Origin of the sequence: Pseudoalteromonas luteoviolacea NCIMB 1944, from assembly GCF_001625565.1 — a bacterium.
Taxonomy (GTDB): domain Bacteria; phylum Pseudomonadota; class Gammaproteobacteria; order Enterobacterales; family Alteromonadaceae; genus Pseudoalteromonas; species Pseudoalteromonas luteoviolacea_F.
On the sequence record NZ_AUXS01000011.1, the window covers coordinates 90,031 to 110,965 of the forward strand.

A 20,935-nucleotide genomic window follows, 5' to 3' on the forward strand; every position below is an offset into this window, starting at 1 on the left:
AGAACAAAATACTAGGCGAGTTGCAAACAGTATGTTGTAACAAAATTTGAGTTGGATAGCTCCGAATTGTTGGGTGAAAAATGATATCTGACAGTCTCTTGCTCTCTCAAAACGACCAGATGACACTCAAATCTACTCTTCTAATCACTAAGCTCATGTATAAACTTTTAATATATCAAGTTAGATCTTCTTCTTGTTCTGCTCATAAGGGTTAATCACCCCTAATTTTGAGAGCTTTTCTCGGTTAACGCGCTGCCATCTGGGGCGAGCTGTATTTTGGATGTAGTGACGGTAGATCATGGCATCGGTTTCATCTTGTAGCTCGGCTCCCAACTCCAATAGTTTGAGCGCCATATCTAGTCCTACCCAGTCAATATGTTGCATTCGGGCGGTATTAAAGCTTGTGCGTGCGTGTTGCTTAGCTAACTCGGGCTGCTCTAGTCGATGATAAATTTTGGCAAGTAAAAAGTGTTTCCTGGCGGGCTCAGTAATATTACTTGTTAAAGCCAAAGCTTGCTCAGACTGATCTTGACCTAGATATAAATTCGCGAGCTGTTCACTGACAGAGAAAAACACCCAGTAGTTTTCAGGTGTAACTGGTTGTTCTAGCACTTTTAAATAAAATCGTTGCTTTTCCTCAACGGTTTGCTCAAACAGCGCAAAGTGGTAAAAAATAAGCATATAGTGAGAACCGTCGAGTTGATGATCGGCAAGGAGTGTTTTGGCTTGAAACAAATAGTCGTACTTCTCTTTCTCACGCTTTAGTTTAAATGCATTTATCGATAGCAGAGTATAAGCCCTTATCTCTTGGACTGGTCGGTTAGCCAAGCGAGCTTGGCTGGCAGATTTATATAAATGCTTTTGAATTGTTGGGAAATCTTTGTGGTGTGCGGCAACATCTGCAAGTGACTTACTGATTTCGCTGTTGAGTGCATTAAAGTCGGCTTGGTCCATCAAGTTGCTGGCTTGCTCTAAGTGCTGTTGTGCGAGTTGAAACTGGTTTAATGCGATGAATAAACGCGCTTTTAACCATTGTGCATAGGCCATGTATATCGGGTGGTTTTGTTGCTCACTCAGGCTTATCATTTGCTCAATTCGAGCGCTGGCCACATTGTGGTTATATTCAGACAGCAAACGTTCTATCAGATGTTTTAAAACGTCTAAATCATTAGGGTCTTGGTTATTGAGCATTGCCAGCTCTGAGGTTGTAAAGGAGTCTATTTGCAGATAGAAATAGTCTGACTGTACAAGGCTATCTATTTTTCTTTTTAACTGCGCTTTAAGGTCATTGACTGTGGAGCCATACAGATACCCTTGCCAATGCCTTAAGTGGCCTTGAAGGCGGTATTCCAGTAAAAATACGTGTTCATCTTCAATACGTTGTTGATATACAAAACCACTCAAAATTAGCTTGTCCGAAGAGGGCACGAGTTTTTTGTATTCTATGTAAGGTGAATTGAATATCGCTTGTGCGGAGCTAGTATTACTAGGAGCAAGGGAATTGGTAGACAAGGTATTGTTTAGGGCTTGTGTTTCAGAGCTGAGGTGCCCCTCAAACCGCGGGGAAATAGGCACTAACAAAACTGATTGAGCTTTTTGGGGGACACTATGGTTTGTTGTGATGTTACTGCTAGGCCAATACCAAAACAAAGCACAAAGACTGATCGTTGCAAATGAAATTAGCGCTAGGATCAGAGGCAGGCTTGCTCTACCTGTATTCTTAAGTGGGTGTTCGTCCGATGGAGTGTCGCCAACTGGTGGTGTGCTTAGTACAAGCTGCCATTGATAGCCGCGTTTGGGAAAGGTTTTTATCGCTTCGTCTGAAATTAGCGCCCTTAGTTGGCTGATATTTTGGAATACGACTTGTTCAGATACCACGCGATCTTGCCAAACATGATCAAGTATGTCCTCTTTGCTAAGAACTTTATCTTTTGATTCGATTAATAGTGTTAACAGCTTACATTGTGTAGGGGTTAAAGGCACATTACTCTGATTTTTAAAGAGTAATCCTTGTTGAATATCGAATTTAAAGTCTAAAAAATACAGCATGGTTTGGGCAATCACTCCATTGTAGTGGCTGCAATAGTAGCGCAGAGGCTGTCATTTGTGAATGCTCTGAATTCCACTTAGTTTTTATCGCTTAATGTATTTGAAAGTGACCAAGCTACACTAAAGGAGTTAGGTGTAGCTGCGTATGATTTTTGTAGCGGTAAATAAAAGAGACTAAATGGTGGCAAGATATTTATGAAATGGTTAAAGGATATAGATGAGTCTTTTGATGTGTTACTCACAGACTGTTATCAGCAAAGAGAGATGGAAATGGAATTCCACATCAACCAAATTCGATTTGTGGGGCTGATGTCACTATTTATTCTAGAGCTTTTGATAGGCTTGCTAAATAGAGGGATAGATTGGACGCTTATCATTGTAGACGTTGGCACTATGGCGTTGACTGCAATTTGGTGTTTGTGCGTGGCACGCTTTGCTAAAAGTGAGGGGTATAAGCCTTGGTTAAAGTATGTATCAATTCTATTCGACTATCTCATTATCTTGGCAATCACACTGGAAATGGAGTTTTTGTCTGAGATTGGGCACTTTTTACATGATATGCACAATACTGAATTTGAATTAATGCTCATTAGCGCATTGATTTTGTTTAATGTGATGAGTGCGTTTAGGCAGGGCAAACTCATTATTTACTATTCAACGTTATGTTGTTTGGCAACAGGAACCATTATTTTAGAACACAGTGGCACTGCCCGGGCGATTGAAATGCATGAACAGATTATCATATTGTTCTCGGGTCTACTGGCGTGGTCAATTTCAAGTTACATCACAAACACCTATACCCGTCTACGCCACAGAGAAAGGTTACTTAGGTATTTACCAAAAAAGCTAGTGAGTGCGGTTGAAACGGGCAAAGTCGATATCGAGCCCGGTGGCGAACGGCGCAATGTCACCGTACTTATGGCTGATATAAGACGTTTTACAAGCTTGTGTGAGTCGCATGAGCCCGAAGTCATAACCGGTTTATTAAATCGCTATTTTTCAGCCATGAGTGTTATCGTTTTTAAATATGATGGCATGGTTGATAAATTTATTGGTGACGCAATTATGGCAATTTTTGGCACTCCCCAAGATGAAGGTAACAGTGCCAGAAATGCGATAGATGCGGCAAAAGAGATGTTGCAGGCGCTAGAAGCACTAAACAAAGAGTTTGTCGACGAAGGATTGCCGAGTTTAGAAATTGGCATTGGTGTTCACAGTGGCGAAGCTATTGCCGGCAATGTTGGCAGTGTCAGTTGTATGGATTACACCGTCATTGGAGACACAGTTAATGTTGCTGCTAGAATTGAGAGCAAAACCAAAGATTTAAAAAAACCGTTGCTTATCAGTAAAGTGAGTGTTGTTCAATCAGAACACATTGACTTACAAAAAGCCGCTGAAGTTACCTTGAAAGGGCGTATTGAGCCGATAGAGGTGTTTTTTGATCCGTCAATTTAAATGTTTATTTTTCGTTTATACATTGAAAATATTTTGGTTTTATTTTGAGCGCTTTTGATTTATTATGGGGACAGCTCAAAAATAAGCTTGCCAAAATTATTGTTCTTTTTGGGAAGGTATTAAACTTTCTCATGCTTTGAAGCGCATGGAAGGGGTCATTGAGAATTCAAAGGAGTAATGAATTTTTGGTAAGCATATTTTTGAGTGGCAAAAAGAAAAGAGCAAAACGACTTTACATCGCTTTACTCTTTTGACATGGAATTACTTATTTATTCGCTTCTTTCGTCGCTTTAAGTTTAGCTGCATGATCTATTTTATAGTCAGGCATAGCTTTGTTTCCGTGGATAAGGTAGTTATCCATCCAACGCATTAGACGAATGCTGTAATCATATTGTGCTGCCACTTTGCGATTGCCGTGACCTTCTCCCGGGTAATAAATCAGGCGAACATCTTTACCTTGTACTTTCATATATCTGTACAATTCCATTGATTGTGCAGGGTGTACACGTGGATCATCTTTACCATGCATAATCAACAGTGGTGTTTTTGACTGACCGGCCCAGTATATAGGGCTTCGTTCCAGATACCATTGCCACTTCTGCCAAGGATAAGAGCGCGCGTGTACCAAAAACATTTCATTTGAAATATCAGTTGTGCCAAATTTTGATAATTGGTTTGTGACACCAACAAACATAACACTTGCCGCGAAATGTTCAGTAAGTTTTGTCGCGCCCCAAGCAGACGCATAACCACCGTAAGAGCCGCCAGTTATACCTACGCGTTTTGTATCAACTAAACCAATGTCGACAAGGTATTTTTTCATATCGACTAGGTCGTCAAACTCTTTGCCTGCGTAGTCACCTTGGCCTAACTTTGAGTAGTCAACGCCTTTGCCCGTAGAGCCACGGTAATTTGGATAAAATATAGCATAGCCGCGTGCTGCGCCCATTTGGCCAGGGTCTGAATAGCTCGTTAACCAGCCATTTTTATCGTGAGACTCTGGACCGCCGTGCACAGACATTATAAGTGGGTAGCGTTGGCCTTCTTGATAATCCAGTGGGTAGATAAGTACACCGCCAATTTCAACACCATCTCGCGCTTTGAAAGTCAGTGCTTCTTGTTTTGCAAAACGTTTGTTATCTAACCATGCGTTTGAATTAGACAAACGAGTAGGGCGTTTTTTGCGCAGCATAAACACTTCGCTCGGGTGTTTTGCAGTGTGGGCTGTTAGTGCAATTGTTTTGTCTGAGTCAGAAACAGACAATCGACCGGCAATAAATCGGCCTTCTTTGACTAATTTTTTATATTTTTGCGAACCAACTTTAATTTGACCAACAAAGCTTTCGGCACCTACATGCCCTACGAAGTTCAGTGTATTTTTGCGATTAGACCACTCAAAGTCGCCAATATGGCCCATGAAATTAGGGATCCACTCTTCAACTTTGCCTGTTTCTGCATTTGCTAAGAATAAGCGACCTTTTGCAGGATCGTGTTTGTCTTCAGCGCCTAAAATAGCAATATACTTACCATCGTGTGAAAACTCGGCTTCACCTAACTTACCTTCAGTTTTAAACGATGTGGTTATTTGCCTTGTTTTGGCATCCATAACATGCCATTGAGACTTCATGTATTGGTCATCTATGAGTGCTGTAGGCTGCGTTTTTACAAGCAGTTTGCTCGCATCATCGGACCAATTAACATCGCTTACATACCCTTCTACGGCGACCACATCAGGCGTGATAGGCTTTTGGCTTGGTTCTAGGTTAATGATGTGAAGCTGTTTGTTCTTTAGGCCCAGTTCATATACTTCGGCCATAAAACCAAGTTTTTTCAGCTCTTTTTCAGAGCTATCTTTTGCTGGCATGGCAAGGACTGCAACTTGTTTCCCGTTAGGGCTAAGCTGATATTTTGATATGGACGTGTCTTTTAAAGCAAATACCTTTTGTGCCTCACCGCCGTTAAAGGCAATGCGATACAAAGTTTTAAACTTATCTGTTTTTTTCTTCGTTAAGAAATAAATAAATTGACCATCAGCTGACCAAGAGATGCTGCTGATATTCACTTTGCCGGTAATAAACGGACGCTCGACGCCATTGTCATCAACAAGGTGAAGCTCAGCAAAGTTTTTTCCATTTTTGTCAACGTACAGTTCACGCGGCACTGAGCGGGTGAATGCTACTGACTCACCATCAGGGCTTACCGCTGAACTGATGACTTTTTGAATTTTTGGAATATCTTCTAGGGTGATTGTATCTGACTGAGCTATTGCCAAAGCACTTGTGCTGACGAGGCCAACAGCAAGAGCAATAGTCGATTTTATCAATTTCATTATACTAGCCTTGAAAAAGAGTGTGAGAAAGACGTGAAACGTCGAGCTATAAAAAATTTACGCCATTTTACGTTCGGCCTTACAGAAAACCACTGTTTGCGACTAATCGTCCTAGGTATGCGACTAACAGCTTAATTGCATAAATAAGCATAATTGATGAGTGATTAAAAATGAACATTTTTACCGCGACATCATTGCTATTTTAACTCACGGTTTTGTGTGCTCTCCTGAGAAACGAATTATTTATTACCGCTAAATTTGTAGAGTTGTTTTTACTTTCAATGCATTAGCCGTTTAAACGCTTTTTGATAGCAGTAAATAACGTAAAAACTAGGCTGAACTTAGCACGCTGAGAAAGAGGCTGATTGCTAGCTGTTTTGATAGAAGAGCGGCCTACACTAGGATTAATGTTAAACCCTAGTGCAGAATATGACGTACGGAGTATGCGGTTGGATTTTGCTAGGTTTTTGCTAAATCTAGTGTGTATTGAAACGATACCTTGCACCAAAATAAAAGCGGCGACCGTTTTGATAAATGGCTGTTGGTGCATATTCATTTCTGTCGTATGTGTAAATAAGCTCATTATTGATATTCAGAAACTCAAAGATAAGATCCAAATCATCATTCAGTGACAGCGTCACATTACCATCTAGTTGACCATAGTCATCCATTTTCGTTTCACCAATGCCTGTTGCAAACTTGGTACGGTAGTTATACGCAAGCCTCATACTGATAAAGCTATTTTCGTAATAGGCAGTTAAGTTTGCACTGTGTCTTGAAGTACCTGGGATCCAATCCGATTGTCCTGAAAGTTGTGATGTACGATCGCCGTCAACAAAGGTGTAGTTGGCAATGACGCCAAACCCGTATGCTATGGCCTGTTGATAGCTGAGCTCAAGGCCTCGGATCACACCTCCCGCACCATTGATAGGCCTGTCTATCGACATTAAAATGCCTTCATGAGATTCGAGTTGGCGATTGAACTCGATGAACGACTCAACATCTTTGCTGAATAGGGCGATAGACGCGAGCGCTGAATCAGCAAAATACCACTCAAATCCAAAATCAAACTGGGTGGCTCTGTATGGATCAAGGTCTGGATTTCCACCTTGCCCTTGGGCTTGTGTCACGTTGTAGTTGGTTGAAGGCATCAAATGATGGAATTGAGCACGTGACATAACTCTCGCGACTGCGAATCGAGAAATGAGTTGATCGGTCAAATCAAATTGAATATTGAGGCTAGGTAAAATATCGGTGTAATTTTTTGATTTAGTCTGCCAAGTATAATTAGCTTGATCACTGGGTAAGGTTGCAATGCGTTCATATGCGCTGGATTTTTGCCAAGTTGATACAACTCGCACGCCTAAGTTCGCTTGGTATGTATCGCCTGCAAGTTCAAGCATAGCGTAGCCTGCGAGCGTTTCTTCTTCAATTGAAAAGCGGCTGGTCTTTTCTTCTGATTGAACAAAGTTTAGTTTCGAAAAGTCGTCTGCTAATGTTTTGATATCGGCAAAACTGTACTCTTTTAATGTGTGTTGATCTCCGACGCCATCTAAATAACCACTAACAAATTGTGCAGGATAGTCCGCAAGAGTCGTATTTAATTGTCCAGCCAACCCATCCAGACCTCCATGCTGTGAGCGCATGCGAATAAAATCTCGTTTATGGCGTTTATATTTTCCTCCAAAACGGAAAGTTTGAAGGTGTTGATAAGAGAGATCGCGAGAGAAGTCTTTTTGCAGAAAGTAACCAACATCGTTACCGTCTTGACTGTCATTGCGTGCTTCACTGATAAACCATTGGTTAGGGTTGAGTGGTGAAGTGTTATAACTGGTTTTAATATTTTTTACTTGTCTCGTGTCAAAGCTATAGTGGGTATTGGTTGCAAATTGTGCGGTATTATCTTCGCTTGTACCACCGTCACCGTGCGTATACCCAGCTTGGTACTGTGCATGCCACCAAGGACCAACGTATGAAAGGTCAAAATGAACACTTTGTGTTTGGATCTGTGCTTCTCTCCAAATGGCTTCCATACTGGTATTAAATGGCTGTGCCGTGGCTGGTGTTAAACTTCCATAGGCTAGAGTCTGGTCGATTATCTGATAGTCACTAAGTTGACTACCTGCATCTAAAGCTTTGCCCGGTTGCCAAAGGAAATTCTGGTTTGAATTATCGGCACTGAGCTGCGAATGTAGAAGGTGGGTTCTTAAAGTCCAGTGCTCATCGATATGGTAGGTTGCACTGGAGGTAAAGCTTGTAAGTGCCCTATCTTGTTGAAATACCGCAGAGCCACCGCCGCCGGGAGACCATATTTTTTGAAGGTCGCCAGTTTGAGCTTTTGCTGGGGTTAACTGCCCCGCATCATTAATTTTATAATCGCGCTCATGCCATCCCCAGGATTCTAGACCATCTCTGCGTAAGCTACGTTGCTGGTGGTTAACGGAAAACAACAAAGCGAAATTTTGTGATGGATTTATCCAGCTATAAACAGCTGATAGTTGGGGGTCATATTGCTGCGACAAGTCGTTATATTGCAATTGAGAGGTGAGGGACAGAGTACCTGGTTCAGAATAAAATGGATCGAGAGTTTTGATGTTAATAGCACCACCTAATGAGCCTTCATCTTGGTTGGCTTTAGGTGTTTTATACACTTCTAAACTCGATACGATGTCCGCTGGTAGTAAGGTAAAGTTGAATCCTCTACTTGGTAAAGAAGAAATCCACCAATCAGCAGATGCTAAGTATTGACCATTGAGGTAGGTGCGGTTTTGCTCAGGTGTGGTGCCTCTAACGCCGACTCGCTCGCCTTCGCCTTGAACCCGCGATAGTGAAATCCCGGTGATCCGTTGAAGTGCTTCTGCAACATTTTTATCAGGGAATTTACCGATTTCTTGCGTGCTTATACTGTCTGATGTTTGTTGACTAAAACGCTTTACATTGAGAGACTTGACAACGCTGTCATGGAAGGCCCTGATTTCAATATGTATTAGGTCGTCACTCGCACTCGACTTTTTCGTTGGGTCCTGGCTGGACTTGTCTTGATGATTTTGTGTTTGCTGGCTGAAACAAACAGAACATATAAATAGCATTAGGAGGTGAAACAGGTAAATAAAGCGTTTCATAATCATTGTTTCCAACTCCTATTTTTATTTAACGTACGGGAAACTTTGCTTTTATATTTCTATTTAAGTGCAACAGAAAGTGCTGTAAAGTTGCTTTTAGGTAAAATAAATTTGTCCCCCATCATAACATAGTGTGATCATAATGGAATAGTCCGCGATGTGTTGAACTGTATGGTTAAGGCCTGTTTTAGATTGGATCAATAAATGCGGTTTGAACGCTTTTTGTTAAATGATGTTTTAATTGATACTCAAAAAATGAGTGCCAGAGTCGAAGGGAATTGGTTTCCCTTAGAGCATAAGCAATTGGCACTAATAAAGTTATTGATTGACAGAGCGCCGAACCCAGTTAGCAGAGATGACATTATTAACCAGCTTTGGCCAAATTTAATTGTTAGTGATAACTCAGTAAGCCAGCTTGTAGCCCAAATTCGCAAGACCCTAAACGATACGTCTAAAGAACCTAAATTCATTAAAACTGTGCCAAGAGTTGGCTATCAGTGCATTGCTGATGTTGCAAATGCGCCAACAATGATTCAGCACGCGAAAACACCACAAAAAAATGTGCCTTTAAACTGGCTAACTGCTGGGCTATTAATTGGGGGGCTTTGCTCATTTTTAGTTTTATTCGATTTCAGTGTATTTAAACCTATTACACAAGTTAAATATGTATCACGTTTAACGTCATCTCCTGGTGCTGAGGTTTATTTGAACTTTTCACCCAATGGCCGCTTTCTTGCCTATAGCCAGATTGTAACAGGGGAAAGTCAGTATGACTTAGTGGTCTATGACCTTCAGACCAACACCTCACACACAATCAAATCTTCGGGGTATAGTGAGCAAGCACCAAGTTGGTCGATGGACGGGAACTGGCTACTTTATTATCGATATAGTCCATTTAGCTGTGAAATAAGAGCTATTTCAGTGCACAACACCATAGAACTTTGGCGCTTAAATAAAGATGTATTTATCTTGGATTGTGACAGTGCGCAAATACCTGGCAACGTGACTTGGAACTCATCAGGACAGCTTTTTGTTAGAGAGATGAATGCGGGTAACAAGGAGCTAGTTAAATATCAAATAGAAGCGACAGAAGATAGGCAGATCAACTTGTCTGGGCGAGCAGTGGTAACGCGTGCTGAAGACTACCATATGCGCGGTAACCGAGTTATTTATCAGCAGGCGCAACAATGGTACCAAGGTCTATTGAATGATGATGGAAAGGTTGCGAAGACGACGAAAATAGACATACAAGGGAAGCCGTATTTTGGCCTGAGTGACAGTGATATTTTGAGTGTGGGCAAAGAGCTAAAGTTACACTCAGCGAGCAATGAAGAGGTCTCTTTGTATAAACCATTTGGTGAGGTGTCAGAAATATCGCTGGATCGAAATAAGGGGCTTATTGCACATACTGAAGGCATTGCCGAAGTGAACTTATATGCGTATAACCTGCAAGGTGATAGCTTTGAACCTATTTCTTCTAATTCACGGATAGACACCCATGCCAGTATTTCTGCAGATGGTATGCAATTGGCTTATGTTTCAGCTGCTTCACACGCCGATCCTCATATTGAAAATGTAGAAATATGGTCAAAGCACCAGTTTAAATCTAGTCCAAGCCTTTTGACTAAATTACCAATACAAGATACACCGAAACTGCTGGTTTTTGCGCCCAATGGTGAATACTTGGCTGTTTTAAGCCAGTCTAATACACTATTTATAATCAGTACCTTTTCTAAAACTCCGCGCTCTGTCGTAAAGGAAAACCAGTCTTTAAAAAATATTTATTGGTCCGATGACAGTAAAGCACTCTTTTTCGAGACATCAGAATCAAACCAACCCCAGTTATGGCGTCATGATATCGCCAATGCCAGTAATGCATTGCTGCCTGAAAATGCACAGCAGTATGTACCACTTGTAAAGAAAAACATTAGCTTTCAATCATATATTGAGGATGTTAAAGGGTATTTATTTGAAGCGTTGGAAGGGGAAATTCCGCTACAGCAGCTCTCTCATTCGTTGCAGCTATACCGCCCTGCGGTTCATGAAAATGGAATTTATTATGTTATTAGGCAAGGTCATCAGTTGTCATTGTTTAATTTTAACAGCCAATTGCAAAAAAATGAGTTTATCGCTGATATAGGCTTACACCTGTATGATGTAAATGCTGACTTAGGCCTTAGTACGACGGCAAGTGGTACGCAGATCATTCTAAACCGTGTCGAAAACCTTGAAATGGATATTGTCCTGCACGAGTTTATCTTAGAGTAAAGTTTGCTTTAATGTTTTATTTGTTGCAATTAGGTAGATAAAAGTGCAGTGTGTAGTTGTGGTTTCAACTAAAGGCGGTATTTTTATGAAGGGATTGAAGCGCATTTGCAGTATATTGACGACCATTTTTATTAGTGGTTGTGCCTCTCAAAATATTGATGATGTTTATGTAGAAAATGTAAAACCGAGCAAAGGCGTTGTTTGGGGTACTATGTCCTACAGTGGCGCATATGCGGATTATCAACTTCATTTTCAAAATATGGATACTGAAGAGTCGACCTTTATTTCCTTGAGCTCTAATGTCAATGAACATGGTGTGTTTGCAATAAGCCTCCCTGAAGGCGCATACAGAATCGTCGGGTGGCAGGTGAGTGCACCATATAGTTCAACTTATAAAAAAGGTAAAACGCAACAAAGGTTTGTGAGCTCTAAGCAAAAACTAACCTATATTGGAAGAGTTCACTTTGAACAAAAAGCGCAAAAAACTGGTGAAAACCCAGTGATCTTTGCAACACTGGCTGAGCATTTTAAACTTGATGCTGCATTATTTTCGAACTCTTATACCCTCTTTGATCAACAAGATCGCGTATTTAAGGCGCGTATGCAATACGGAGAGATTTGTGCTGGTTGCACAGAAAGAACAATCGTCACAGCCGCTCAGTCTCGTTAATAAATGACTAAATATAAATGGCTTTACATATTTAAATGTTATGACGTGAAAGTTGAGTAGTTGGTCATAGTTGGACGAAGTCACGGGGGCTTTCCGTAGTAGCCATGAACTGGGTTTTAGAGAAGTGATATTCTACTTTTCAATTTAACGTAGTGTTTCGAGAAACTCTTCAATTAATGCGGTGTTCCATTGACGCTTCAGGGCTTGTTTTTGCGCATTTTTTGCTAATTTTAAAGCTTCATTTTTGTCATTAGAGCTAGTTAGTTTGGCTTTTAATAAAAGTAACTCTGGGTCACTTTTATCTAGCTCGAGGCCTTTATTCAGCCAAAAAGTAACGTCGTCACTACCCATGGTGTGATTATATAAATGCAAGCTAAGTGCTTTAGCAGCGCGCTTGTCTCCCTCAACAGATTTAGTGAACCACTTAGTGGCCTCACTCGGCGCGTAAATTTGGCTGTTTTTGTCACTATACAGCGTTGCGAGTTTGTATTGAGCTGGCGCGAACTTGTTTGCACTTCTTTTCAGCCAATTTAAAGCCACACTAAATTGATTTTTATTAGTGCTGGTCAACAGCTCCATTGCAAGTTTGTATTGGGCTATCGGTAGGTCGTTTTTGGCCGCAGCAAGTAACATAGTCAGATAGGCGCTGTCATCTCGCCAATGATACTTAAGTAGCTGGCTAGCGTTATATTTGTCAGAGCTCAACCAGTTTGCAATGTAGTATTGAACTTGTGCATTACCTTGTTCAGCAGCGTCAATATGACGCTTTATTTCAACCTGATAATCTTGCTGCTGAAATGCGAGTGTCCGCTTATACTCTTTTCCTTTAAAGGTGGTGAAATGATAGATCAACGAATGATTTTTTTTTGCCTGACCGGGCTTGTAACGCCAAACGCTTACCGCATTGATTAAGGCCGAAGCAAAGATATTCTTAGGGTAGTCATCAATTACGACGAGGTTTTTGACCACACCAGATGTGTCTATATCAAACTCTAACCAAACCCAGCCTTCAAGGCCTTGCCTTGCTGCTTGCTCCGGATACTCTGGTAGCTTTTCATAAACTCGCGACAATGTACCGCTGGGCGCTATTGTATGGTCTAAGTTTGGGTAATAACTTTGGCTCACATACTGATAGCCAAAGCGTTCTTTTTTATCGTTTAGTACTTGTGCTAAAACTTGTTGGTTAGCATATTGAGAAGAAATTAGCTGGGCTGTTTTAAGAGATTCTGAAATACCGTACTCAGCAGCGAGTGAAAACCACGCGTGGGCTGATGAAAGGTTTTTTTCAGTTCCTTGGCCATGTAATGACATTACGGCCAAATTATAAATGGCATCGCCGTTACCTAGTTGGGCCAGTTGATAAAACTCGTTATAGGCTTTGACGTATTTTTGCTGCTGGTAATACTGCGTGGCAGTATATAAATCAGCCTGGCTTGTTGGTGACAACAAGACCAAAATCAATACCAAGAGTTTAATAGGCCTAAAATGGTTCATGCTGACTAAAATGGCACCCTTTGCTAACTACCTAACTTGCGTTAAGTGTAATTTTACTTATTCACTATGCTAATTTATGTACCTAAATGACCGATTCTACAGCTTTTAAAAACAATTACCATATTCTCAAAGTATAAGGTGTTTAAAAAGAAAAGCTGAAGGTCTACAAGCGTAGACTTCAGCTCAAAATCTCCTGGGCAGGGAGGGGCCTTCCATCGCCTAATGCCGCTGTGTTAGCAGCGAACTTATAAATAACCTCCCGGTGTTTAAAGCTTTTTCACAGGGAGGTTTTTCTAGTGTTAGAAGTTAAAGCGAACACCGGCAACAAAGCGTCGGCCATCGGCATAGACACCGGTAAGGGCTTGCTCAACACCTTCTTCTTGATAGCTAAATGTATGCTCGTCTGTGAGGTTTATTGCCTCGAGTACAACTGCTAAGTTTTCATTAATGTTGTAAGTAATATTGGCGTCTACTTGTCCATAGGCATCAATATAGCCAGGCCAGTCATTACCTGAGTCATAACCAGAGCGGTGATTGTAAGAAATGCGACCGCTTAGGCTTTCGTTTTCGTAGTATGCGCTTAAGTTGATGGTGTGCTCAGAGTTACCTGGGATAGTAACGTCGTTACCATCTTTGTCTTTCGCTTCGCCATCTACGTAGGTGTAATTGGCTGAAACACCAAAACCTTCTAGTAATTCTTGTTGGTAGCCAAACTCAAGACCTTGGATCCGACCCGCGCGACCATTTGACGGACGACTAATTCGGATCAAAGTGTTTTCATGAGTCTCAAAAGCGGGTGTACTATCAAGGAATGATTGGATATCTTTGTAAAAGAAGACGGCTGAGAATATACCCGCTTCATTGAAATACCACTCAATACCTGTATCAAACTGGGTTGCACGGAATGGGTCGATATCTGGATTACCACCAGTACCCGTTTGGGTCTCCACGTTGTATGAAGTTGAAGCAGTCATACTTGCGTAGTCAGGTCTAGACATTACTCTTGCTGCACTGAATCGCATTAGTAGATCGTCATTTAAATCGATTGCTAAGTTGATGCTAGGCAAAACGTCAAAGTAATCTTTATCTTGGGTTGTCCACAGCTCAGCACCAGATGCACCAGCAAATGCTGACGACTCTTGTTTAGTATGTACAAGCCTTACACCTAAGTTACCACGCATGCCATCAGCATCTATCGTTGTTTTAACATAACCTGCCAAAATCTTTTCTTTGATGTCGAACGTACTGGCCTTTAAAACTTCATAAGGCCAGTTCAGTGCGTCACCATCTTGGCGTACCTTATCTGAATCTGTAATAGCATATGCTCGTAAAGTGCCTGATGAGCCTAATCCAGAAAGATAATCACTTGGCATACTCAGCGAATAGTCTGCTAGACTCCAATTCAAATCAGTACGGTTTTGAGTTGTGTGTTTGGTATTAAAGCGACTGTGGTCACGATATTTTACGCCCATTTTGATTTCGCTAAAAACAGCAACGTCGATAGGGCGTTTAAAATCTGCTTGGAAGTAGGTTTCATCGTCTTTTGCGTCGTTACTGTCGTATCGCAAAAAGCCAAGGTTCCATTTCGAGCCATCTTTTGGGTCTGCGCCGTAAGATGTTTTAACGTCTTCAACTTGTGAAGTGTCATAAGAATGTACATAGTTTCCAACCCAACCGACCGAACGGTCCGCCTGCGAACCACCAGTGCCTTCAGTGTAACCAAGCTGGTATGTAGAGTGCCAAAGCTCGCCTTCATGTTCGACTTTTAAGTCATAGGCTTTTGTTTTAAGTTGCGAGTTTCTGACTTTGGTTTCATTTAGAATGTTGGTGCCATCAGGAGAGAGCCCCATAGTGCCACCAACAACCATTCTACCTACTTTATCATGATCGATTATGGTGATATCAGTATATTGAGAGCCGCCACGTTCTGGTAACCACAGGAAGTTTTGGTTTTCATTATCAGCATCAAGCGTAGAATCTAGTAAATTAAATGAGATATCGGTCGCATCGCTAGGGCGATATTGAAGTGCTAATGTGACGCCTGTTCTGACTCGCTCTTGTGAGAACATTGCTGAACCACCACCGCCAGGACTGTACACATCTTCGTGAACTGTTCCGTCAGCCATCGTAATGGTTCTATCAGCCCAACTCCACGCCTCAATACCATCTCGACGAAGGTTTCTTTCTTGTCGAATTACAGAAACAAGTGCGCCAAAAGTTTCATCATCATTTTTAAAGTTGTACATGATTGACGCTTGAGGATCAGTTTCACCGGACACTTCACTATATTGTGCGAGTAATGATCCTGCGATTTTGTTTGCATCTAAATCCAGCGGTTTTCTTGTTTTAACAACGATAGTTCCACCGATTGAACCTTCGTCTATATCAGCTTCCGGTGATTTATAGACTTCAAGGCCTGCGACGATTTCAGAGGGAAGCATGGTGTAGTTGAAACCGCGGCTGGCTGCTGAGTTTGTCCACCAGTCAGCTGAACCGACTGCTTGGCCGTTGAGTAATGTACGGTTTTGGCTTTCGCTGGTACCTCGAATGCTAACGCGTTCACCCTCACCGAAGTTACGAGTTAAAGACACACCTGTGATACGTTGCAATGACTCGGCAACATTTTGGTCTGGAAATTTACCTATGTCTTCAGCTGTGACAGCGTCAACGATTGCATCTGCATAACGCTTTGTATTAAGCGACTTTACAACGCTACCACGTATGCCACGAACTTGAATCACTTCCACTTCTTTCTGATTTGAAACAGCGCTGTCATTTTCAGCAAATGCAAACGGCGAAATATATAAAGTTGACCCCATCAATGCTGAGCTTATTGCCAGCGACAACTTATTCTTATTGTTAAACATGATACCAATCCCCTTGGATGAAATTTGAACGTAATCACTCGAATGTAATCTTGTGCAATTAAGATTTAACAACAAGAGCAGTTGTTAAATCTTGAATGAATATTAATAGTTGTGAAATGTGATTTTTTATAAATTTTGGTGGCTTAACCTCATGATTTTTATCAAGATAAAAAATTATTGGTTTTATTTTGAGCTTTATAAATAAATTTACTTGTCTATGTGGTAATGAAATTATATTTACATTCACAACTAATGATATTTAAGATTTGATAAATGTAGTGGTTAAAGAACAAAAACCCAACGGCGAATACCCAGATACTGCGTCTTGGTTATGGTAACTTTGAAATAGATAATTTAAATAGGGCAATGTTAGCCATAATGTGAAGTTGGTGTAGAACGAGGAGTCAATGTAAAGTCGTTTTAGAGAAAGCCTGAAGTCAGCGCCACAGAGGCCGGGTAGATTACCTAAGCTGGTGATGGATTGCCTTCAAGGGGAGTCATACAAGCGTATGGCTCACTCAATTACGTTGTTATTTACAAGCCTTATTAGGTGGAAGGGTTTACGTTGGCCAATATCAGGTTGTAACAAGAGACATAAATATTAAGGTTACCTAGGCTGGTGGCGGTTTGCCATTCAGGGGAGCCATACGACCGTATGGCTCAATTAATTACGTTATTATTTACAAGCTCTTTTTAGGTGGAAGCGTTACGTTAGCGAATATCAGACCTGCAACAAGGGACATAAATATTAAGAAGGTTTGTTGTCCGATATGATCAGCCATTACAAAACTCTGTCCTTCGATCAGTGAATTAAGCCCGATATATGTTTTTGAACCCGGAACGAGCACAATTAGCCCTTTCATAGTCACAATTGATGCAGGTGCGTTTTCTACTCTGTTGAAGATGTTACTGAATATACCTACGGCAAAAGCCCCCGCAAATGTCCCAAGCGCATAATCAAAATAAATGGCTGCGCTAACTGAGACTGCATAGGCTATAAAGCCAGATGTAATGCACCAAGGAATATGCTTTAACTTAGTTTTGAAAATGACAACTAAGCTCATACACAGTAAAAATACTGCTAGCCATGCGGTCCATTTAGGCAATGCTTCAGGTTGCACAAAGTCGACTTGACCAAAGACATAGAATCCGATGCTGATACCTAAAAATGCACCAAAATATAACTTGAAGAGCAGCATAAAGGCATCCATAACGCGCGCAGTGCCAGAAACTAAATGTCTTGCAGAGAGTTCAGCAAACCCCAGAGCGAGAGCCAGACCTGGAATAAACACTATGATGGCCGACAGCACGACTAAGCGGATGTTCAACTGAGGATCAAAGTAAGCAGAAACTGCACAAGCCACAAATGCTGCCGCGATAGCAACCATGGGTTCTAACATGTGGGTAACGCGCTTTGAGTGTTCAGACCAAAGAATAAAGAGATAAACCAAGATTGAAATAATGCCTGACCAAATCACATCACTCCAACTTGTTCCCATTAGCATGGCAAATGCGCCACCAGAAATCGCAAAGGCCACAGCCATTTGCCAGCGCGAATAGGGTGAGTCGGCATTTTGGATTTGATCTAAGCTTTCATCAGCTTGGGTTACACTTAGCTCACCAGCAAGCATTTTGTTCACGACGTCATCAGTGTTGGCCAAAGAACCCAAATCGTGATCGCCAGGCTCAACACGCGCTACATGGGTGTATTCTTCTTCATGTCCATCGGTCCATATAACAAAAGTGACTGATGTAGGCGACATAACAAAAGATGATTTTAATCCAAGGTGTGTGGCCACTTCCATTAAATGTGCTTCTAATCGAAAGGCAGGGGTTCCATATTGATGAAGCATTTTGCCAAGTTTAACGATAAACTTGCGCTTTTGGGTAAACGTAGCTGAATTCAACTGTGCAATACCTAATAGTTGCGTGATTAAGGGCGAGCCCAGATATTTAAGTACGGCGTACTTAAATCCCAAATAACAAAAACATAGTACCTTATGGTATCGCAAAATTATGTTGCAAATTTGGAGCGCCTTTGGCGTACTTTTTCGTTCGAAAAAAGGCATAAAAGCATGTTGCAACATGGTTCGCGGCGCAATTAGTTCAAGATAAAAACAGAGGTTTTGACTCGTTGTTTATTTCTACAAAACTAATAATAAGTTACGCCGCGCATTCTAACCAGTTTTGTCTGATTTTCAACGCATTTTGTTTGCATTTTTTTCTTCAATCCATTGGGACATATATTGGGTACTACGGAGTGTATGGTGTTTGAGCATCTGTCCATAAAAGTTTTGCGTACGATGCTGAGTCAAATTACTCTGAATAGTAGATATTTTGCATTCAAGTCGTCTATACAAAGCGCTTTTATCATACCTATCAGACAAAATATTCAAGCCGTTTGATTGTGCCTGTTTAAAGTAAGACTCATTGCTATAGAGCTCGACCGCTTCGTCGATAAACTCTTTTTCATTTGCCGCAATAGCACCATGCCACGGCAAAGCGCCGTGCATACCTTCAGCGCCGACAGGGGTTGTTACACATGGCGTCTGAGTTAACATCGCTTCCAAAAACTTACCCTTTATACCTGCTCCAAACCTAAGAGGTGATAAACAAACACGGCTATGTTTCATCACGTCAATTGCGTCGTCTGCCCAGCCTTTAATAAGAAAGCCAGTTTTCGGGTTGTGAAGGGCAGTTGCTTTTTTGGGCGGGTATGAACCATAAATGTGCAGTTCAGCATCCGGAAGCCGCTTTTTGATTGTTGGCCACAACTTCTGTAAATAAAGGACAGAATCCCAGTTTGGCGCGTGACGAAAGTTACCTATGGTCATAAAGTGCTTTCGCTCATCAAAGCTTGGAAGCTGTGACGGAATTTGTGTTAAGTCGACTAAAAAAGGTAAGTGCAACAACAGCCGAGGACTGACGTTAAATGTATTTGTCAGTAACTCCAGTTCATAATCAGAAATGATCAAAGATAAATCACACCGTAATATTGCCGCTATCTCTCGTTTGGCAAGTTCGCTATCTAACAATTGGTCGCGATGAAAATCAACGCCGGCTTTGACTGCACTGTGACGAGCCCCTCTCAAACATTGTAAGTCTTCCGTATCTAAAATCTTGAGTGCATTGGGCGCAAATTTATCTACCCGCCAGCCAAACTGCTCTTCCATCATAAAACGATCAAACAGGACGATATCAGGCGACATCGCTTCGATATACTGATCAAACGAGCTACAGTTGAGTGCTATTGGCTTGCTTGTAATGCCATAACTTGATAAGTCGACCATATGGTCTGTTTGTTGCGCCGGACTTGCAAATTCTACCTGCCAGCCATGTGCTTTAAAAAATTGCAATAAAGACAGCATGTGCACGCCAGCTGCCGATGAATTAGGCTCTGGCCATACATAGCCGATAACTAAAACTTTGGTCATTTAAGAAGATGATTCTCGTATTTGTAAAGATATATCTACCAGTGTTCTCACCGGTGGTTGAGATTTGTTAAGGATTTCACTAAGTGCCTGACAAGTCCGCTTACCAATGTCGTTTGCATCAATACGAACCGATGACAGTGCGGGGCGCATTAAGCGCGAATCAGCAAGGTCATCAAATCCAATCACTTTGATATCTTTGCCAGGTACTAGATTGTGTTCGCGCATTGCTTCCATTGCGCCATAGGCAATGACATCACTGAAGCACACAATTGCTTGGATATCTGGAGCGATACTGAAAAGTTGATGGAATGCATCTCTGCCGCCTTGGCGGTTCGTTGGTGCCATTATTTCATGGGATTGAATTTGATCAACGTGGGCAGATATTGCTGAGCGAAACCCACTCAATCGTTCATGGTAGTCGGATATTTCATCAGTACCGCCTAAAAAAGCAATTGATGACAGCCCTTTTTGCAATAAATGCTCTGTTGCTAAGTGTGTGCCTTTTTGGTTGTCAGGCAAAATGCAGGGGGCTTCAGCAAACTGGATTTCTCGCATGATGTTGATGACAGGAAACCCGGTTGAAACCAGTTGGTTCACCCATTCTTTGGTTGTGCCTGGTGCAGGAACCATGACAAACGCAGAGACATTGTACTCTTTGAGGGTATTAACAACTTGTTGTTGACGGGTAAAATCCTCCCCGGTATTTACTAGCATCGGCACCATACCTAGCGCATAAATGTGCTTTTCTAAGCCCACCGCCAATTGCGCTGAATAGGGGTTGGTTAAATCATTGATAACGACCGCGACGAGGTTGGATTTTTTACTGCGCAGTGCAGCCGCATCTCTATTATATACATAGCCAAGCTTTTCAATGGCTTTGAGAACTTTTTCTTTACTTTTGTCACTTACTTTGTCGGAGTGAGTTAATACAAGGGAAACTGTAGATTTGGAAACTTGCGCTTCTTTGGCAACATCAAAAATTGTTATTTTTTCTGGTTTTTTGTCGTTGTTCATAAGTGCCTGATCGCATAGGTTGTGCTGATGACGGTTGCATAGTTTAAACCTATCAACTTCGACTCTGCAACTTACAATTCAATTGATGCTGTTCTGTATAAAACAATAGTCTAAAAAACAGCTTTTTAAATGCAATATGTCTCTAAATTACTGCACTTGGTGAAAAATAAGGATATCATGTCCCGTTGTGGCTAATAGACTAGGACTATAGAAGTGATAATTATCAGGGCTTT

At 41.4% G+C, this 20,935-nt stretch carries 11 protein-coding genes; 3 read left to right on the plus strand and 8 right to left on the minus strand.

Translation table 11 applies throughout. The annotated features are described in order from the left end of the window. Positions 1-180 precede the first annotated feature (180 nt). Positions 181-2,049, minus strand: a complete 1,869-nt coding sequence (locus N483_RS00820; RefSeq protein ID WP_023398123.1) for a winged helix-turn-helix domain-containing protein — start codon at positions 2,047-2,049, stop codon at positions 181-183. A gap of 195 nt (positions 2,050-2,244) precedes the next feature. Between N483_RS00820 and N483_RS00825 the strand changes: the two genes are divergently transcribed. Beyond that, positions 2,245-3,504: an adenylate/guanylate cyclase domain-containing protein gene (locus N483_RS00825; protein ID WP_023398122.1), complete on the plus strand. Its 1,260-nt coding sequence runs from the start codon at positions 2,245-2,247 to the stop codon at positions 3,502-3,504. Positions 3,505-3,769: 265 nt separating this feature from the next. Here N483_RS00825 and N483_RS00830 read toward each other — a convergent pair whose 3' ends face one another. Then, positions 3,770-5,833, minus strand: a complete 2,064-nt coding sequence (locus N483_RS00830) for a S9 family peptidase (protein WP_023398121.1) — start codon at positions 5,831-5,833, stop codon at positions 3,770-3,772. Between the two features lie 476 nt (positions 5,834-6,309). Then, a complete protein-coding gene (locus N483_RS00835) occupies positions 6,310-8,961 on the minus strand; it encodes a TonB-dependent receptor (RefSeq protein ID WP_023398120.1) in 2,652 nt (883 codons plus the stop codon). A 198-nt stretch (positions 8,962-9,159) separates the two neighbouring features. On the opposite strand from N483_RS00835, the gene N483_RS00840 reads away from it, so the two are divergent. After that, positions 9,160-11,223, plus strand: coding sequence for a winged helix-turn-helix domain-containing protein (locus N483_RS00840; RefSeq protein ID WP_023398119.1), 2,064 nt, complete (start codon positions 9,160-9,162; stop codon positions 11,221-11,223). A gap of 85 nt (positions 11,224-11,308) precedes the next feature. Beyond that, positions 11,309-11,893: a hypothetical protein gene (locus tag N483_RS00845; RefSeq protein ID WP_023398118.1), complete on the plus strand. Its 585-nt coding sequence runs from the start codon at positions 11,309-11,311 to the stop codon at positions 11,891-11,893. 144 nt (positions 11,894-12,037) lie between these two features. Here the strand turns inward: N483_RS00845 and N483_RS00850 are convergent, their stop codons facing one another. The 5 genes from N483_RS00850 to N483_RS00870 form a co-directional block, all read right to left on the minus strand. Then, complete coding sequence (locus N483_RS00850) at positions 12,038-13,387, minus strand: TonB family protein (RefSeq protein WP_036975176.1); 1,350 nt, start codon at positions 13,385-13,387, stop codon at positions 12,038-12,040. 299 nt (positions 13,388-13,686) lie between these two features. Continuing rightward, positions 13,687-16,254, minus strand: coding sequence for a TonB-dependent receptor (locus N483_RS00855; RefSeq protein WP_023398116.1), 2,568 nt, complete (start codon positions 16,252-16,254; stop codon positions 13,687-13,689). 680 nt (positions 16,255-16,934) lie between these two features. Next, a complete protein-coding gene (locus N483_RS00860; RefSeq protein ID WP_036975302.1) occupies positions 16,935-18,161 on the minus strand; it encodes a threonine/serine ThrE exporter family protein in 1,227 nt (408 codons plus the stop codon). A 291-nt stretch (positions 18,162-18,452) separates the two neighbouring features. Next, positions 18,453-19,688 carry a glycosyltransferase gene (locus N483_RS00865; RefSeq protein WP_023398114.1) on the minus strand — a complete coding sequence of 412 codons (1,236 nt, stop codon included), beginning with the start codon at positions 19,686-19,688 and terminating at the stop codon, positions 18,453-18,455. Further along, positions 19,689-20,702: a LacI family DNA-binding transcriptional regulator gene (locus N483_RS00870; protein WP_023398113.1), complete on the minus strand. Its 1,014-nt coding sequence runs from the start codon at positions 20,700-20,702 to the stop codon at positions 19,689-19,691. Between the last annotated feature and the right edge of the window lie 233 nt (positions 20,703-20,935).

What these genes read in the sequence shown, in the direction of transcription:
- N483_RS00835 (WP_023398120.1), bottom strand. Translation starts at nt 8,961, where the DNA reads ATGATTATGAAACGCTTTATTTACCTGTTTCACCTCCTAATGCTATTT.
- N483_RS00845 (WP_023398118.1), top strand. Translation starts at nt 11,309, where the DNA reads ATGAAGGGATTGAAGCGCATTTGCAGTATATTGACGACCATTTTTATT.
- N483_RS00865 (WP_023398114.1), bottom strand. Translation starts at nt 19,688, where the DNA reads ATGACCAAAGTTTTAGTTATCGGCTATGTATGGCCAGAGCCTAATTCA.
- N483_RS00870 (WP_023398113.1), bottom strand. Translation starts at nt 20,702, where the DNA reads ATGAACAACGACAAAAAACCAGAAAAAATAACAATTTTTGATGTTGCC.
- N483_RS00855 (WP_023398116.1), bottom strand. Translation starts at nt 16,254, where the DNA reads ATGTTTAACAATAAGAATAAGTTGTCGCTGGCAATAAGCTCAGCATTG.
- N483_RS00820 (WP_023398123.1), bottom strand. Translation starts at nt 2,049, where the DNA reads ATGCTGTATTTTTTAGACTTTAAATTCGATATTCAACAAGGATTACTC.
- N483_RS00840 (WP_023398119.1), top strand. Translation starts at nt 9,160, where the DNA reads ATGCGGTTTGAACGCTTTTTGTTAAATGATGTTTTAATTGATACTCAA.
- N483_RS00850 (WP_036975176.1), bottom strand. Translation starts at nt 13,387, where the DNA reads ATGAACCATTTTAGGCCTATTAAACTCTTGGTATTGATTTTGGTCTTG.
- N483_RS00825 (WP_023398122.1), top strand. Translation starts at nt 2,245, where the DNA reads ATGAAATGGTTAAAGGATATAGATGAGTCTTTTGATGTGTTACTCACA.
- N483_RS00830 (WP_023398121.1), bottom strand. Translation starts at nt 5,833, where the DNA reads ATGAAATTGATAAAATCGACTATTGCTCTTGCTGTTGGCCTCGTCAGC.